Genomic DNA, 15,908 nt, shown 5'->3' with positions numbered 1-15,908 from the left:
CCCCGGCCCGGGGCGGCTTTACCTCGGGGGTGCGCCGGCGGGGGGCCCCCACCCGCCCGGGCCCCCCCCCCGGGGGGGGGGGGGGGCCCGGCCCCCCCCCCGCCCCCCCGCGCCCCTCGGTGTCTCAGCGGTCAGCCGTACCGCCTCAGCAGGTCGAGCGCCTCGGCCAGCGCCTGCCGGGCGGCCGGGTCGTCCTCCCCGGCGTCCGTGACGGCCCGGGCCAGGTCGTAGCCGCAGACGGCCACCTGGTCGCCCACGGCGTAGATGCCGACCTCGGGGAGCCGGCGCGGGGCGCCGTAGGGCACCTCGAGGCGCTGCGCGCGGCTGGTGAGCTCGCTCGCGAGGGTCAGCCCCTCGGCCGCGGCGCCGCGCCGCAGCCGGCTCTCGGGGAGGGTGCGGAGCCGGTCGGCGGCGGCGTCGACCGCCTCGTAGAGCTCGTGGAGATCCTGTGGTGTCACTCGGGCGCGGTTCCTCAGTCGGTGCGGTGGGTGGAGGCGACCACCCGGTCCGCCAGCAGGTAGACGCTCTCCGCGCCGCAGGAGAAGGTCAGCGCGTAGGCGCCGGAGAATCCCGAGCCGCCCATCAGTACCGGTTCCTCGCCGGCCCGCACCGCCTCGGCCAGCCGCTCGGCGGCCTCCTGGTGGCTCGGGGTGAGGCAGAGCGTGGTGCCGTCCGCGAAGAGCAGCACGTCGAGCGTGCCCATCGGGCCGTGCCGGACGTCGGCCAGCGGGATGCCGGACTCGGCGAGCCGGGTCAGCCGGTCGGCGGTGTGCCGCTGCTCGTCCCGGGGGGAGCGGTCGCCGCCGCGCTCCAGCGGCTCGCCGGTGAGCGTGAAGCCGGGGTGCGAGGGGTGCCGGCGCCGCGCGGCGGCCAGCTCGGCCGACTCGCCGCCCTCCGTCCCGTCCGCCGGGTCGAGGGGCTGCTCCTCGCTCTCCGCCGGCTCGTCGTCGGACTGCCGGGGGATGAGCGACGCGCCCTCGCGGGCGGCGCGCGGCGCGCCGGGGAGGTAGCCGGAGTCGCTGAGCAGATAGCGCTCGAGGAGGGCGTCGAGCAGCTCCTCGTCGGCCTCCGCGACCTCGTAGCCGAGGCCGCGGCCGGCGAGCAGCCCGCCGGGGCCCTCGTTGTCCCTGGCGTCCTGTTCGGCCCAGTAGGCGCGGGCCTCGGCCAGCTCGCGCTCCCGCTCGTCGGCGAGCGCGGCGGCGACGGCCGTGCGGATCTCCTCGGGCGGCGGCACGGGCCTGGCGGCCGGCAGCCCGCGGGCCGCGAGCAGCTCCGCCCGCAGCGCGGCGAGCTCACGGCGCGTGGCGCGCGCGGTGCGCAGCGTCAGGGCGCCCAGGGCGACGGAGGCGACGCAGGTGCCTGCGACCACCAGCAGGATCACGGATATGGCGCTCACGGACTCGCTCCCAGAAGACTCTTGGTCCTGACTTCTTATCTCAGGTTTCCGGGTCGCGGCCACGTGGTGCAGTGCAAAACGTCACGAATTGGACAGGTCTTTGGTCCGAAACGCGCCTCTCGCCACCCCACTGACCTGCCCCTTCTCGCGGGGAGCCGGCGTGGATCACATCCCGGGTCCGCTTCGGTCTCGCACCTATAAAGAGCCGGGGCGCGCGGGCCGGCGGGCGCGCCACCGGCGTTCAGCTCAGGCGCTCGATCACCATGGCCATCCCCTGGCCGCCGCCCACGCACATGGTCTCCAGGCCGAGCCTCTTGTCGTGCCAGCGCAGCGAGTTGATGAGGGTGCCGGTGATGCGGGCGCCGGTCATGCCGAAGGGGTGGCCGACGGCGATCGCCCCGCCGTTGACGTTGAGTCGGTCGAGGTCGATGCCGAGCTCCCGGTAGGAGGGGATGACCTGGGCGGCGAACGCCTCGTTGATCTCGACCAGATCGATGTCGTCGATCGTCAGGTCGGCCAGCGCCAGGGCGCGTCGGCTGGCCTCCACCGGGCCGAGCCCCATGATCTCCGGCGAGAGCGCCGAGACGCCGGTGGAGACGATCCTGGCCAGCGGCGTGACGCCGAGCTCGCGCGCCTTGCGGTCCGACATGATGACCAGCGCCGCGGCGCCGTCGTTGAGCGGACAGCAGTTGCCCGCGGTGACCAGGCCGTCCGGCCGGAACGCCGGCTTGAGGCCCGCCACGCCCTCCATCGTGACGCCGGGCCGCGGGCCGTCGTCGGCCGCGACCAGCGTGCCGTCGGGGGTGGTCACGGGGGTGATCTCGCGCTGCCAGAAGCCGTCCGCGAGGGCCTTCTCGGCCAGGTTCTGCGAGCGCACCCCGAACTCGTCCATCTCCTGCCTGGTCACGCCCTTGAGCCGGGCCAGGTTCTCGGCCGTCTGGCCCATGGCGATGTAGACGTCGGGCAGCAGCCCGTCCTCGCGCGGGTCGTGCCAGCCCTCGCCGCCCCGCTCCGCCCGGCGCGCGCTGCGGGTCTCGGCGTCGGCGAACAGCGGGTTGCGGGTGTCGGGCAGGCCGTCGGACGAGCCCTTGACGGTGCGGGAGACCATCTCCACGCCGGCCGAGACGAAGACCTCGCCCTCGCCCGCCCTGATGGCGTGGAAGGCCATCCTGGTGGTCTGCAGCGAGGAGGCGCAGTACCGGGTGACCGTGCAGGCGGGCAGCCGGTCGAGGCCGAGCTGGACGGTCACCACCCGGCCGAGGTTGTGGCCCTGCTCGCCGCCCGGCATGCCGCAGCCGAGCAGCAGGTCGTCGATGTCGGCGGCGTCGAGCTCCGGCACCTGGTCGAGCGCGGTCCTGACGATGGTGGCGGTCAGGTCGTCGGGGCGCAGCTCCTTGAGCGAGCCCTTGAAGGCCCGGCCGATGGGCGAGCGGGCGGCGGCGACGATGACGGCTTCCGGCATGGTTCCTCCCGGCGGCGGGCGAGCGGGCGCGGACGGGCGCCCCACGCTCGAAGTTACCGACAGGTAGACCATGCTGTCATCCCCACGCCGGCCGCCGGCCCGGCCGGTAGGCCGGCCGGGGCGCGGGATTCGGCTCCCCGCCGGTTACGCGCTGCCGGTCGTGGCCGCGTCGACGGGGTCGCGAGGGTCCGGCCCAGGTCCTTCGGACCGGTCCGCCGGCAGGTCGATCTGGCGCCGCCGCCTCCGCTTGACCAGCGCCCACGGGATGCGCCGCCCGCCGCTGACCGCGGCGCTCACCTCGGTGCCCTCCTCGGCGGCCGCGCTGGCCGCCGCGTCCGCCACCGGCAGCAGCCGCTCCCGGCGGGCCGCCTCGGCCGGTTCCTCGGCCGGCCAGACGCCGAGCGCGTCGCAGAGCGTCGGGAGGATCGCCATCGCCGCCGCCGCGTACCCCTGCGCCGACGGGTGGTAGCGGTCGGGCCCGAAGAGCTCCCGTGGATGCGCCGCGAACTCGGGACCGAGCAGCGCGCCGAGCGAGACCGTGCGCCCCCCGAGCTCCACCACCGCGATGGTCTGCGCCGCGGCCAGCTGGTGGCACAGGCGCCTGGCCACCCAGCGCAGCGGCTGCGCCACCGGCTCGACCGAGCCCAGGTCCGGGCAGGTGCCGACGATCACCTGGCAGCCGGCGGTGCGCAGCCTGGCCACCGCCTCCGACAGGTACTTCACCGAACGCGCCGGCGTCACCCGCCCGGTGATGTCGTTGGCCCCGATCATGATCACGCAGACGTCCGGCACCGGCGCCCGCCCCGGCTCGGTCAACAGCAGCGACACCTGGCGCTCCAGGTCGGAGGACCTGGCCCCGGTCAGCGCCACGTTGTGCAGCTCCACCGCCCGCTCGGAGACGGCCGCGAGCCCCGAGGCGAGCAGCGCCCCCGGCGTCTGCCCGGCGCGGTGCACCCCGTAGCCGGCGGCCGTCGAGTCGCCCAGCATGGCGAGACGCCAGGGCACCCCCGGCGAGTCGGCGAACGCCAGTCCGTACAGGCCGTCGGAGACCGGCGGTTCGTCCTCCCAGCCGGCGCCGAGCCGGCGCCGCGCGTACTGCACCTCCGTCAGCAGCAGCCCCGCCGCGGCGCCGCCCAGCACACTGATGCCACCGCCGCCGTAGGCGGCCGCGGTCGCGATCCTGCGTGCCACTCTCGCCCGTGACATGGCCGCCTCCCGGATCCGTGCCTCACGTCTCTCCACACTTGTGGTGCCCAGCGCGGCGGGCCGCGCAACGCAATAGGGTGATGTCCGGTGAGCGGACATCAGCCGCCGCCGAACCGGCCCGATATGCGGAGACCCAGGTGCAGTATCACGAGTCGATGATCGACCTTGTCGGCAACACCCCGTTGGTGAAGCTCAGCCGAGTGACCGCCGGCATCAGGGCCACCGTCCTGGCCAAGGTCGAGTACTTCAACCCCGGCGGCTCGGTCAAGGACCGCATCGCGCTGCGGATGATCGAGGCCGCCGAGGACTCGGGCGCCCTGCGGCCCGGCGGCGTGATCGTCGAGCCCACCTCGGGAAACACCGGCGTCGGGCTCGCCATCGTCGCCCAACGCAAGGGCTACCGCTGCGTCTTCGTCTGCCCCGACAAGGTCTCCACCGACAAGATCAACGTGCTGCGCGCCTACGGCGCCGAGGTCGTCGTCTGCCCGACCGCCGTCGACCCCGAGCACCCCGACTCGTACTACAACGTCTCCGACCGGCTGGTGCGCGAGACGCCCGGCGCCTGGAAGCCCGACCAGTACAGCAACCCGGACAACCCGCGCTCCCACTACGAGACGACCGGGCCCGAGCTGTGGAAGCAGACCGAGGGCCGGATCACCCACTTCGTCGCCGGCGTCGGCACCGGCGGCACCATCACCGGCACCGGCCGCTACCTCAAGGACGTCAGCGGCGGCCGGGTCAGGATCATCGGCGCCGACCCCGAGGGCTCGGTCTACTCGGGCGGTTCCGGCCGCCCCTACCTGGTCGAGGGCGTCGGCGAGGACTTCTGGCCGTCCGCCTACGACCCCGAGGTGGCCGACGAGATCATCGCCGTCTCCGACAAGGACTCCTTCCAGATGACCAGGCGGCTCGCCCGCGAGGAGGGCCTGCTGGTCGGCGGCTCCTGCGGGATGGCCGTCGTCGCGGCGTTGGAGGCGGCCAGGAAGCTCGGCCCCGACGACGTCGTCGTGGTGCTGCTGCCGGACGGCGGGCGCGGCTACCTCAGCAAGATCTTCAACGACGAGTGGATGGCCGACTACGGCTTCCTGGAGGGCGGCGAGCCCGCGCTGCGCGTCGGGGACGTGCTGCGCGGCAAGGAGGGCGACATGCCGTCGCTGGTCCACATGCACCCGGACGAGACGGTCGGTCAGGCCATCGAGGTGCTGCGCGAGTACGGCGTCTCGCAGATGCCGGTGGTCAAGCCGGGCGCCGGGCACCCGGACGTGATGGCCGCCGAGATCGTCGGCTCGGTCGTCGAACGGGAGCTCCTCGACGCGCTGTTCGCGCGGCGGGCGGCGCTCGGCGACCCGCTGGAGAAGCACCTGAGCCCGCCGCTGCCACACGTCGGCTCCGGCGAACCGGTGTCCGACCTGATGAGCGTGTTGCGGGAGGCCGACGCCGCGGTGGTGCTGGTCGAGGGCAAGCCGACGGGCGTGGTCAGCCGGCAGGACCTGCTCACCTTCCTGGCCGCCGAGCGCTGAGTTCGGTCGGGGGTTCGGTCGGGGGTTCGGTCGGACGAGCGGCCGGCTTTCGCCGGGTCAACCAACAGAACCCGAAGTGTCACGGCCGGGCAACGCGTCGTTAACACCCGTCCGGCAGAGTTCTGGGTGTCGGCACCAAGGACCTCCGGAGCGGCTCCCGGACCTCCCTGGTCGCCCGGACACGCGGCCCCGACCCGGCCCGTGTCCCCGCGGGGACCGCCGTCGTCCCGCCCCTGGTGGCTACACCGGGGTGCGGCGGTCCCCGCCAACCACACCTCTCAGGCCCAGTCCTCGTCGCGCTCGCGCTTCCCGCCGCCCTCGCGGCGCAGCGCGCCGTGCGCCACGTAGCAGGCGTTGACGCCGACGATGCCGCCCCAGCACAGCATCAGCCCGGAGACGCCGGCCTGGGCGGCCGCGATCGCCGACAGCGGGATCGCCAGCACCAACGAGAGCGCGGCCAGCCCGAACGCCACGCCGGGCCCCGAGGTCTCCACCCGCGGCGCCGCCGGCCGCCCGCCCCGCGCGATCACCATCTGCTGCTCGGCCAGCTGCCGCCGCACCCGCTTGTCCACGGTGGCGTCGATACGCTGCTCCACCTTGCTGAGGAACGAGTCGACGAGCTCCGTCTCGTATCCCTCGCCGAGTTCCTTGCGGGTCTGCACCGCCGCCTCGAGCTCACCCCTGAGGTCGACGTCGTCATGCAGTTCGCGGTCGCGGGCACTGGTCATGACACAACGGTACGGGGGCGCGCCGCCGCCCCGCAGGGGGGTTAGCCCCCCATTCCCGCCCGTACTTTCCCCCACTCGGGCTCAGGGTCGGCCACGGTTCCTGATCAGGGTGACTGCATAGGATGACGCGCGTGAGGCGGGAGAGCGAGCCGGGCGGTACGGGTGGGGCGGGCGCCGAGCTGTCGCGGCTCTTCGAGGGGCACCGGCTGACCCCGACCCAGCGGCGGATCGCGCACTGCCTGCTCAGGCGGGCCGACGAGGCGCCGTTCCTGTCCAGCGTGGAGCTGGCCGAACTGGCCGGCGTCAGCCAGCCGTCGGTCACCCGCTTCGCGGTCGCCCTCGGCTTCGACGGCTACCCGGCGCTGCGGCGGCGGCTGCGGGAGAGCGTGCGGGAGGCCGGCGAGCCGGCCGCGCGGCGGGGGAACGTGTACCAGCGGGCGGTGCTCGCCGAGATCGAGCGACTGCGGCGGCTCGCCGCCGAACTGGCCGACCCCACGCGGATCGAGGAGGCCGGCCGGCTGCTGGCCGCGTCGCGGCCGTTGCCGGTGCTCGGCCTGCGGGCGGCGGCGGCCGAGGCGGCCGGCTTCGCCTACTTCGCCGCCAAGGTCCACCCGGACGTGCGGCTGCTCGACGAGGGCGGCTCGATGCTCGCCGACCGCCTCGACGCGGCGGTCGCGGCGGGCGCCGGCGCGCTGCTGTGCTTCGCGCTGCCGCGCTACCCGCGCGAGGTCGCCGAGGCGCTGGCCGCGGCGCGGGCGGCCGGCCTGCGGGTGGTCACGGTCACCGACAGCGCGCTCGCCCCCGTGGCGCACCCCGACGACCTGCTGCTGGCCGCCCCCGTCAGCACGGCCCTCTCCTTCGACACCGCCTGCGCGCCGAACCTCCTGGGCCGCGCCGTCCTCGAAGCGATGTGCGACGCCCTCCCGGACGCCCAGTCCCGACTCGACACCTTCGACACGCGGGCCGCGGAACGCGGCCTCTTCCTGACCTGACGAACGGGCGTGTCCGCGGAACGGGCGTGGCCGCCCTACCCGGCCCGGCCGGGCGGCTCCGCCGCCAACGCCCGCGGCGGCCCGGCGGATGGTCTCGCGGCCGCCGCCGGTGGTTGGCGCGGCTGCGCCGCGGTGGCCTGCGGCCGGCAGGCCGCTGGCGCGGTGCGCGGTGCGTTGGTGGCTGCGCCGCCCGGCTGTGTCGGGGTGACGGGGGTGCGGTGGCCTGCGGCGGGCAGGCCGCTGGCGCGGTGCGTTGGTGGCTGCGCCGCCCGGCTGTGTTTGGGGTGACGGGGGTGCGGTGGCCTGCGGCGGGCAGGCCGCTGGCGCGGTGCGTTGGTGGCTGCGCCGCCCGGCTGTGTCGGGGTGACGGGGGTGCGGTGGCCTGCGGCCGGCAGGCCGCTCGCGCTGGGCACGCCGCTTCGCCGAGGCGGTTCGCGCGGCGGCTGCGGTTCGGCCGGCGGGCCGCTCGCGCGACGCGCGGCGCGTTGGCGGCTGTGCCGCCGTGGCGGCCTGCCGGCCGCAGGCCGGGCCGCTTGTCCGCCCGCCTCGCGGGCGTAGCGCACCGGCGTTATTCGGCCGCCTCCGGCGGCCATTCGTCCAGGAGGGTGAGGTCCGGGGGGACCAGGCTGGTGGTTTCGACGAGGCCCTTCAGGAGGTTGTGGAGGAGGTGGGCGTCGTAGGGGGCCGCCCTCCTCGCGGACCACGGTCGGGGGGAAGCCGGCGGCGTGGAGGCGGTGGCGGAGTTCGCCGGCCCGGCGTTCGACCTTGCGTGCCGTCCAGCCGTCCTCCGGGCGCAGGTGCCTGAGTTGGGCGTTGGCCTCGCGGTAGGTCACCGGGCGGGGGTCTGGCTCGTAGCGCAGGTAGCTCTGGCCGAGCACGACGGCGACCAGTCGTTCCTCGGGGGTGAGCTCCCACCGCTTGGGCGGCACGGTCGGCGCGCCGGGGGTGGAGCGCGGCTCGGGCCGCTCGTGGTCGGTCACGAACAGCTCGACCAGGTGCTCACGGCCGCCCGAGCCCTTCACGAAGAGTGGCGTGTAGCCGCCGGCCAGCGGCACCGGCTCCGAGGTGTGGTGCAGCATCAGCCCGCGCGGCAGGCGCACCAGTTGTTGGCCGATGTTCCGCAGCCACCACAGGTTGTCCCGGAAGGTCAGCTCGCCGTGTCGGCGGCTGACCGACTGGTCCTGGCCGCCGACGGTCAGGTGGACCTCCGGGTCGTCCTTCGGGGTGTTGCGCCCGAAGCGGACGACGCGCTCCGGCTCCGGCGGCACCCACAGCGTGCCCTGCGTCGAGCTCGCGTGCAGCGTGCGCGGCGGCCGGGACGGTCGGTGCGGCACGCCGCGGGCGAGGGTCGGCCGCGCGGCGGGCGGCGTGGCGGCGCGGGAGGCACGTGGGCTGCGGAACGGCGTCATCGCGCTCTTCTCCTCTGCTCGGTACGGCCCGGCAGCATCACTCGTGGGCGGCGGGACCCCTCCCGCCGCTCAGGGACGCGGCCGCCGCGGCGGCCGTGGTGGCCCGTTCGCACAGCTGGTCGACGGGTTCGCCGCCGGCCACGGCCAGGTGCAGGAGCTCCAGCTTGGGGTGGCCGCCGTTGCCGGTGAAGGAGCGGTGCTCGACCCGGACCAGGCAGGTGCCGGCGCCCTCGCCCTCCGGGGTGACGAAGGCCAGCCGGTCGCCGAGCCTGGTGGGCGCGCCGTCCCCGCCCGTGAGCGGGCGGTTCTGGTCGAACCGCAGCCTGAGCCGGAGGTCCTGGGTGGTGCTGCGCCACTCACAGTCCCAGCGGCCCCAGCCGGTCCTGGGGTCGAGCGCGTCCACGCCGGGCACGGCCGCGGACAGCCTCCGCTCGTCGACCAGCGTGCAGGCGTCGAGACGGGCCAGCGAGTTCTCGGGCAGGAGGCGGCGCGGCAGTTCGCCGTCGGCGTCGAGCGCGGCGTTGAGCGCGCCCGCGGCCGTGTCCACGGCCACGTCGGCGAGTTCGCACAGCGGCGCCACGCCGTCCTCGTGCTCGTACTCCGCGACGATCTCCACCATCGGGCCCTCGGCGGCGCCCGGCCCGGCCAGCTGCCGCACGCAGAAGTCGCGGCCCGCCTCCACCTCCATGACCCCGACCCCGCCGATCTCGCGCGCGGTGGCGACGCCCTGCTCCGGCGGCTCCTCCTCGAACATCACCGACAGGTCGACCGAGGCGTCGCCCGGCGGCTGGATGAGCAGGTCGCAGCGCTCCAGGGCGCCGTAGGCCCGGTCCAGGTCGGTCTCGCCGTAGCTCTCGAACGGCTCGATGTCGATGAGCGAGCACGGGTCGGCGGTGCGCTGGTCGCCGAAGAGCGCCCGCCAGTCGCGCTGGTCGAGCGCCGGATCCGGCGCCGGCGGGTCGCTCCGCAACCAGTCCCAGACCGGTGGGCCGAGCGGGATCAGGGCGGCGATGCCCAGGGTCGCCGCGACCGTGCGCCAGCGGGGTGGCCGGAGGCCGGGCCGACGCAGGAGCCGCTCCAGCGTCCGCTGGGCCTGCGCCGCGCTCGGCCGGGCGGCGGGGTCGTGGCGCAGCATGGCCGCGACGGGCCCGGCGAGCGGGCCGAGCTCCTCCCGGCTTCCGACCCGCACGAAGCCGCGCCGGGCACGCCAGTCGGTCGGGGCCTCGTCCGCGTCGCCGTACGGCGTCCGCCCGGTGGCCAGCTTGTGCAGCGTGGCGCCGAGCGAGAAGACGTCCGAGGCCGGTAACGCCCGCGCCCCGCCGACGACCTCGGGCGCCGCGTACTCCGGCGTGTGACAGGAGGGGCGCCGGGTGATGGCCTGGCCGTCCCGTTGGATGGCGGTGCCGAAGTCGGCGATCTTGGCGATCCCGGCGTCGCCGATCATCACGTTCTCGGGCTTGATGTCGCCGTGCGTGACACGCTTGCCGTGCACGGCCGCCAGGCCGCGGGCGAGCTGGACGCCGAGCTCGGCGGCCTCCGGCCAGGGGAGCCGACCGTCCTCGGCCTCGGCCAGCCGCTCGGCCAGGTTGCCGCCCGACACCCACTCCATGACGAGCCAGTGGACGGGGGCCCGCGAGGGCTCGGCCGCGTCCGCCTCGGTGTCCGGTTCCACCGCGTAGAGCGTGACCACGTGCGGGTGTTCGAGCCTGGCCAGGATCTCGGCCTCGCGCCGCAGCTGCCGCAGGGGGTCGGGGGACGCCGGATCGGTCGGCTCCTGGGCCCGCTTGAGGGCCACGGTGCGCCCGAGCGTCTCGTCGACGCCCCGCCAGACCTCGCCCATGCCGCCCCTGAGCGGCCCCTCGACGAGCCGGTACCGCCCGCCGACGACCCTGACCACGTGCCCGCCGTCGTGTTCCACCGAGGCCCGCCCCCGTTCCGCATGCGACCCGTCGCGTGGCGTGACGATACTGCACGGCGGGGTGGGCGCGCGGCAGGTCCCGGGGATCGGTCCGTGACGGGCTCAGTCGTTCTCCACGGGATAGGGCTCGTCGTCGGGGCCGCTGGTCCAGCGGATGTAGAGGGTGCCGTCGGGGCCGGTCCGCACCCACGAACTGTCCTGCGCGGCGCAGGAGTCGTCGCTCTCCTCGGCGACGAGGAGGTCGGGCGAGAGCAGCAGTTCGTCGCCGCGCACCGCCGCCAGCTGGTTCTCGGTCACGCAGGTCTGGTCGTCGAGCCGCCACGTCCACCGCCACACGGTGTCGCCGACCGCGCCCTGCTCGATGGTGACCTCGTCGAGGCCCTCCCCGCCCTCTTCTGTGGTGTACGCGTCGCGCCAGGACCGCACCAGGTCGGCGGGTACGGCGCCCGCCCCGCCGGTGGTGGCGCGCCCCAGGGAGGTCTCCTGGCCGCCGCCGCTCCACCGCAGGTCGCCGTCCGGGAGCAGGCTCAGCGACCTGACGACGCCGTCCGCCCGGCAGTTCTCGGCCGCCTCGCTCTCGGGCACGCTGCGCTCCGCGACCTCCGTGTAGTCGAGCCGGTCCTCGTGCAGCGACTCGAGGCGGATGTCGTAGACGCACATCGAGTCCAGGTAGGTGACGACCGCCCGGCCCAGGCTCTCGCCGGCGCTCGCCTGCCCGATCTCCAGCCACAGGGACTTCCATCCCGGCTCGCCCTCGGTGCCGTACTCGCCCTGCCAGGCGCCGAGATAGCCCTCCGCGAGGGCGGCGGGTCCGGCCGGCGTCGTGGGGGTGGACTCCGGCGTCCGGGCGGCGCCGTCGTCGTCCGGGCCGTCGTCGCCGGCGAGCGCTACCACGGTGCCCAGGCCGAGCGTCGCCGCCAGGGCGGTGCCGGCCAGCGCGAGGAGCAGCCACCGGCGTCCGCGCCGTGCGGCCGGCGCCGTGGCCGGGGGAGCGGACGGCGGTGGTGGCAGGGGAAGGACGGCCGTGGGGACGGCGTCGGGGGCGTCGGGCTCGGCGGACTTCGGGGGCGCGAGCGCCAGCGGCCGGGTCGGCTGGCTGTGTTCGAGCGTCAGCAGCGCCTGGGCCGTCCGCCCGATCCGCTGCACGACCTCGGGCGGCAGCCAGGGCCGCCCGTCGGGCGCCGGTTGGCGCAGCAGCTCGGCCAACGGCGTCCGCGAGGCCGGGTCCCTGGCCAGGCAGCCGCCGATCAGCTCGCGCAACTCGTCGGGGACGCGGTCGAGTTCGGGGGGCTCGTGGGCGATGCGGTAGGTGAGGAGGTGCGGCGAGGTGTCGAGCGCGCCGAACGGGGTGCGGCCGGTGACGGCGTAGGTCAGCAGCGAGCCGAGGCCGAACACGTCGCTGGCCGGGGTGAGTCGGCCGCCGTCCACCTGCTCCGGCGACATGAAGCCCGGTGAGCCCACGACGGTCCCGGTGCGGGTGATCCGGTCGCCGGGCGCCGGGTCGAGCGCCCGCGCGATGCCGAAGTCGATGACCCGGGGGCCGTCGAAGGTCAGCAGCACGTTGGACGGCTTGAGGTCCCGGTGCAGCACGCCCGCGGCGTGCACCGCGCTCAGCGCCCTGGCCATGCCGCCGGCGAGGAGCAGCGCGGCGGGCACGGGGAGGGTGCCGTGCTCGCCGACCACCTGGAACAGGGAGGGCCCGGGGAGGTACGCGGTCGCGACCCACGGGCTCTCGGCGCCGGTGTCGGCGTCGAGCACCGGCGCCGTCCACTCGCCGCCCACTCGCCGGGCGGCGGCGATCTCCCGGTCGAAGCGGCGGCGGAACTCGGGGTCGCCGGCCAGGCTGGCCAGGATCGTCTTCACGGCGACCGTCCGGCCGCGTGCCGACCGCCCCAGGTACACGGTGCCCATGCCGCCCTCGCCGAGTCTGCCGAGCAGCCGGTAGGGGCCGATCCGGTCGGGGTCCTTGGGCGTCAGCTGCTCCATCTCGGCGCCGCTCCTGGTGATCGCGTGGTTGACGGTCGTTCGGGCGCCCGATTCCACCCCACACCGCCCGGGACCCCTCCCGAGCGTCAGCCGGCGGCGTGCCTCACAGGCCGCCGCCGAACTCGGCCAGCAGCTCCTGGAGCGACTGTGCGTGGCGGAGCGTGGTGAACGAGACGGAGCCGTCGTCGGCGACGGAGTAGCCGTGGACGGCGGGCCTGGGCAGGGCGTTGTAGGCGAACGGGGTGGAGAAGTAGTAGGCGCCGGTGTCCAGGAGGGCGACGACGTCGCCCGGGACGAGGCGGGGCAGGAGGCGGTCGCGGGCGGTGAGGTCGCCGGCGAAGCAGCAGGGGCCCGCCACGTCCTGGCGGACGCGGGGGCCGACCCTGGGGATGCCGGTCGCGTCATGGACGGCGATCCGCAGCGGCCAGGACTCGGGGACGAACGCGGTGCGGACCGCGACCTGGGCGCCCGCGTGGGTGATGGCGATCGGGCGGCCGCCGGCGGACTTCGTGTACTCGACGCGGGCCAGGATCAGGCCCGACTTGGCGAGCAGCGCCCGGCCGAACTCGGTGACCAGGCCGTAGCGGCCGTCGAACAGGCCGGGGACCGTGCGGCGCAGCAGCGTGGCGTAGTCGTGGAAGGTGGGGTCGACGGCGTCGGAGGCGAAGTTGACGGGGAGGCCGCCGCCGATGTCGATGGTGTCGACCTGGGCCCGGCCGGCGGCGGCGTTGATCTCCTCGGCGAGCTGGTAGGTCTCGCGCACCCCGGCGGCCATCCGGTCGAGGGGGACGCCCTGGGAGCCGACGTGGCAGTGCAGCCGGGTGAGCCACGGCCGGTCGCGGAAGGCGCGCAGCACCCACTCCCGCGCCCCCTCGTCGCGCAGCGCCACGCCGAACTTGCTGGTGGCGGTGGCGGTGCTCATGGCGTCGATGGAGCCGCCGCCGAGCTGCGGGTTGACGCGCAGGCCGAGCGGGCCGTGGCCGGGCGCCTCGGCGCGCAGCGCGTCGAGGCGGTCGAGCTCCTGGGGGTTGTCGGCGTTGAGGGCGACGCCGAGGGCCAGGGCCTGGCGGAGCTCGGTCGGGGTCTTGGCCGGCGAGTCGAGGACGACGCGGTCGGCGGCGACGCCGGCGGCCCGGGCGAGGGCCAGCTCGCCGGGGCTCGCCACCTCGCAGCCGACGCCCAGGCCGTCGAGCAGCCGCAGCACCGGGACGAGGGAGCAGGCCTTGACGGCCAGGGTGTGCAGCACGCGCTGACCGGGCGCGGCGACCGCGTCGAAGGCAGCATGGAGTGCGCCGGCGGTTCGCTGGACGCCGTCGAGGTCGAGCAGGGCGGCGAGTGGCTGCTCGTCGGTGAGCGGGCGGCGGTCGAGCGCCGCCCGGATGGCCAGCTCGCGCCGGGCGGCGACACCGGACGGATTGTCGGAAGGAACGACCATTCTCACAGCGAAGCACGGTTTCCCCGCGGATCGTGGAGTGGTCGTTGACTGAAATTATTCAAAGTCGGGAAGCTGTGAATGGCGATCGTCACCGTCGTCGTCGCAGCACCGTCGTGCCGGGGAGGCAGGCCATGGCAGGACCCAGGACCGTGAGAGCGCCGCGCGGCGGTGAGCTGACCGCCAGGGGCTGGCCGCAGGAGGCGGCCCTGCGGATGCTTCGGAACAACCTCGACCCCGAGGTGGCCGAGCACCCCGAGCACCTCGTGGTCTACGGCGGCTCGGGCAAGGCCGCCCGCGACTGGCGCTCCTTCGACGCGATGGTCGCCACGCTGCGCGACCTCGGCCCCGACGAGACGATGCTGGTCCAGTCGGGCCGCCCGGTCGGCGTGCTGACCACCCACGAGTGGGCGCCGCGCGTGCTGATCGCCAACTCCAACCTGGTGGGCGACTGGGCCACCTGGGAGGAGTTCCGCCGTCTCGAGGCGCTGGGCCTGACCATGTACGGCCAGATGACGGCCGGCTCCTGGATCTACATCGGCACCCAGGGCATCCTCCAGGGCACCTACGAGACCTTCGCCGCCGTCGCCGACAAGCGGTTCGGCGGCTCGCTCGCCGGCACGGTCACGCTGACCGCCGGCCTCGGCGGGATGGGCGGCGCCCAGCCGCTGGCCGTGACGATGAACGGCGGCGTGGCGCTGTGCGTCGACTGCGACCCGCGCGCCATCGCCCGCCGCATCGAACACGGCTACCTCGACGTCGCCGCCGACTCGCTCGACGAGGCGCTGACCCTCGCCGAGCGGGCCGCGAGCGAGCGGCGGCCGCTGTCCGTCGGGGTGCTCGGCAACGCGGCCGAGGTGGTGCCGAGGCTGCTGGCCATGGGCGCCCCGGTCGACGTGGTCACCGACCAGACCAGCGCCCACGACCCGCTGGCCTACCTGCCGCTCGGCGTGGACTTCCCCGACATGGCCGCCCTCGCCGCCGAGCGGCCCGAGGAGTTCACCCGCCGGGCGCGCGAGTCGATGGCCCGGCACGTCGAGGCCATGGTCGGCTTCCAGGACGCCGGCGCCGAGGTGTTCGACTACGGCAACTCCATCCGCGGCGAGGCCCGCCTCGCCGGCTACCGGCGCGCCTTCGACTTCCCCGGCTTCGTGCCCGCCTACATCAGGCCGCTGTTCTGCGAGGGCAAGGGCCCGTTCCGCTGGGCGGCGCTCAGCGGCGACCCGCGCGACATCGCGGCCACCGACCGGGCCGTCCTCGAACTCTTCCCGGACAACGAGCCGCTGCGCCGCTGGATCACACTGGCCGGCGAGCGCGTCCGGTTCCAGGGGCTGCCGGCCCGGATCTGCTGGCTCGGCTACGGGGAGCGCGAGCTGGCCGGCGAGCGGTTCAACGACATGGTCGCCGCGGGCGAGCTCGCGGCGCCGGTCGTCATCGGCCGCGACCACCTGGACTGCGGCTCCGTCGCCTCGCCCTACCGGGAGACCGAGGGCATGCGGGACGGCTCGGACGCCATCGCCGACTGGCCGCTGCTCAACGCCATGGTCAACGTCGCCTCCGGCGCCTCCTGGGTCTCCATCCACCACGGCGGCGGCGTGGGCATCGGCCGCTCGCTGCACGCCGGCCAGGTCACGGTGGCGGACGGCACGGCCCTGGCCGGCGAGAAGATCCGCCGGGTGCTGACCAACGACCCCGGCACGGGCGTCATCCGCCACGTGGACGCCGGCTACCCGGAGGCCGAGCGCGTCGCCGCCGAACGCGGCGTCCGCGTCCCCATGCGGAGCCCTGGACCGGGCGGCCTCGGCGACGACGCTGCGGGCGGCGACCGGTGAGCGGCGGGCGGCAGCCGGGGCGGGCCC

12 protein-coding genes are annotated in these 15,908 nt (G+C 75.3%); 3 read left to right on the top strand and 9 right to left on the bottom strand.

The genetic code is table 11. The annotated features are described in order from the left end of the window. Window positions 1-131: 131 nt before the first annotated feature. The 4 genes from ACFWI8_RS16145 to ACFWI8_RS16130 form a co-directional block, all read right to left on the bottom strand. Window positions 132-458 (bottom strand): hypothetical protein, encoded by a 327-nt coding sequence (locus ACFWI8_RS16145; RefSeq protein WP_387091114.1) that lies wholly within the window; start codon window positions 456-458, stop codon window positions 132-134. 14 nt (window positions 459-472) lie between these two features. Further along, window positions 473-1,396, bottom strand: a complete 924-nt coding sequence (locus tag ACFWI8_RS16140) for a hypothetical protein (protein ID WP_387091112.1) — start codon at window positions 1,394-1,396, stop codon at window positions 473-475. 241 nt (window positions 1,397-1,637) lie between these two features. Next, complete coding sequence (locus tag ACFWI8_RS16135; RefSeq protein ID WP_387091110.1) at window positions 1,638-2,858, bottom strand: acetyl-CoA C-acetyltransferase; 1,221 nt, start codon at window positions 2,856-2,858, stop codon at window positions 1,638-1,640. A 144-nt stretch (window positions 2,859-3,002) separates the two neighbouring features. After that, entirely contained in the window at window positions 3,003-4,064 is a 1,062-nt protein-coding gene (locus ACFWI8_RS16130) for an SGNH/GDSL hydrolase family protein (RefSeq protein WP_387091107.1), read from the bottom strand. A 137-nt stretch (window positions 4,065-4,201) separates the two neighbouring features. Here ACFWI8_RS16130 and ACFWI8_RS16125 point away from each other — a divergent pair, with 137 nt between their 5' ends. Beyond that, complete coding sequence (locus tag ACFWI8_RS16125; protein ID WP_387091104.1) at window positions 4,202-5,584, top strand: cystathionine beta-synthase; 1,383 nt, start codon at window positions 4,202-4,204, stop codon at window positions 5,582-5,584. A 278-nt stretch (window positions 5,585-5,862) separates the two neighbouring features. On the opposite strand, the gene ACFWI8_RS16120 is transcribed toward ACFWI8_RS16125, so the two are convergent. Next, the gene (locus ACFWI8_RS16120) at window positions 5,863-6,312 is read right to left on the bottom strand and encodes a hypothetical protein (RefSeq protein WP_387091101.1); all 450 of its coding nucleotides are present in this window, start codon (window positions 6,310-6,312) and stop codon (window positions 5,863-5,865) included. 131 nt (window positions 6,313-6,443) lie between these two features. Here ACFWI8_RS16120 and ACFWI8_RS16115 point away from each other — a divergent pair, with 131 nt between their 5' ends. Beyond that, the gene (locus ACFWI8_RS16115; RefSeq protein ID WP_387091098.1) at window positions 6,444-7,304 is read left to right on the top strand and encodes a MurR/RpiR family transcriptional regulator; all 861 of its coding nucleotides are present in this window, start codon (window positions 6,444-6,446) and stop codon (window positions 7,302-7,304) included. A 35-nt stretch (window positions 7,305-7,339) separates the two neighbouring features. On the opposite strand, the gene ACFWI8_RS16110 is transcribed toward ACFWI8_RS16115, so the two are convergent. The 4 genes from ACFWI8_RS16110 to ACFWI8_RS16095 form a co-directional block, all read right to left on the bottom strand. Then, on the bottom strand, window positions 7,340-8,713 hold the full coding sequence (locus ACFWI8_RS16110; RefSeq protein WP_387091095.1) for an FHA domain-containing protein: 1,374 nt from the start codon (window positions 8,711-8,713) through the stop codon (window positions 7,340-7,342). Between the two features lie 37 nt (window positions 8,714-8,750). Beyond that, window positions 8,751-10,631: a serine/threonine-protein kinase gene (locus ACFWI8_RS16105; RefSeq protein ID WP_387091092.1), complete on the bottom strand. Its 1,881-nt coding sequence runs from the start codon at window positions 10,629-10,631 to the stop codon at window positions 8,751-8,753. A gap of 102 nt (window positions 10,632-10,733) precedes the next feature. Next, window positions 10,734-12,617, bottom strand: coding sequence for a serine/threonine-protein kinase (locus tag ACFWI8_RS16100; RefSeq protein WP_387091090.1), 1,884 nt, complete (start codon window positions 12,615-12,617; stop codon window positions 10,734-10,736). A gap of 103 nt (window positions 12,618-12,720) precedes the next feature. After that, window positions 12,721-14,052 carry a diaminopimelate decarboxylase gene (locus ACFWI8_RS16095; RefSeq protein ID WP_387091088.1) on the bottom strand — a complete coding sequence of 444 codons (1,332 nt, stop codon included), beginning with the start codon at window positions 14,050-14,052 and terminating at the stop codon, window positions 12,721-12,723. Window positions 14,053-14,183: 131 nt separating this feature from the next. On the opposite strand from ACFWI8_RS16095, the gene hutU reads away from it, so the two are divergent. Then, on the top strand, window positions 14,184-15,881 hold the full coding sequence (gene hutU / locus ACFWI8_RS16090) for a urocanate hydratase (protein WP_387091085.1): 1,698 nt from the start codon (window positions 14,184-14,186) through the stop codon (window positions 15,879-15,881). Window positions 15,882-15,908 lie beyond the last annotated feature (27 nt).

The sequence above is a fragment of the Streptomyces sp. NPDC127098 genome (genome assembly GCF_042722465.1).
GTDB classification, from domain to species: domain Bacteria; phylum Actinomycetota; class Actinomycetes; order Streptomycetales; family Streptomycetaceae; genus Streptomyces; species Streptomyces millisiae.
Note: the sequence above shows the minus strand (reverse complement) of the source record. Positions and strands in the feature narration are given on the sequence as shown.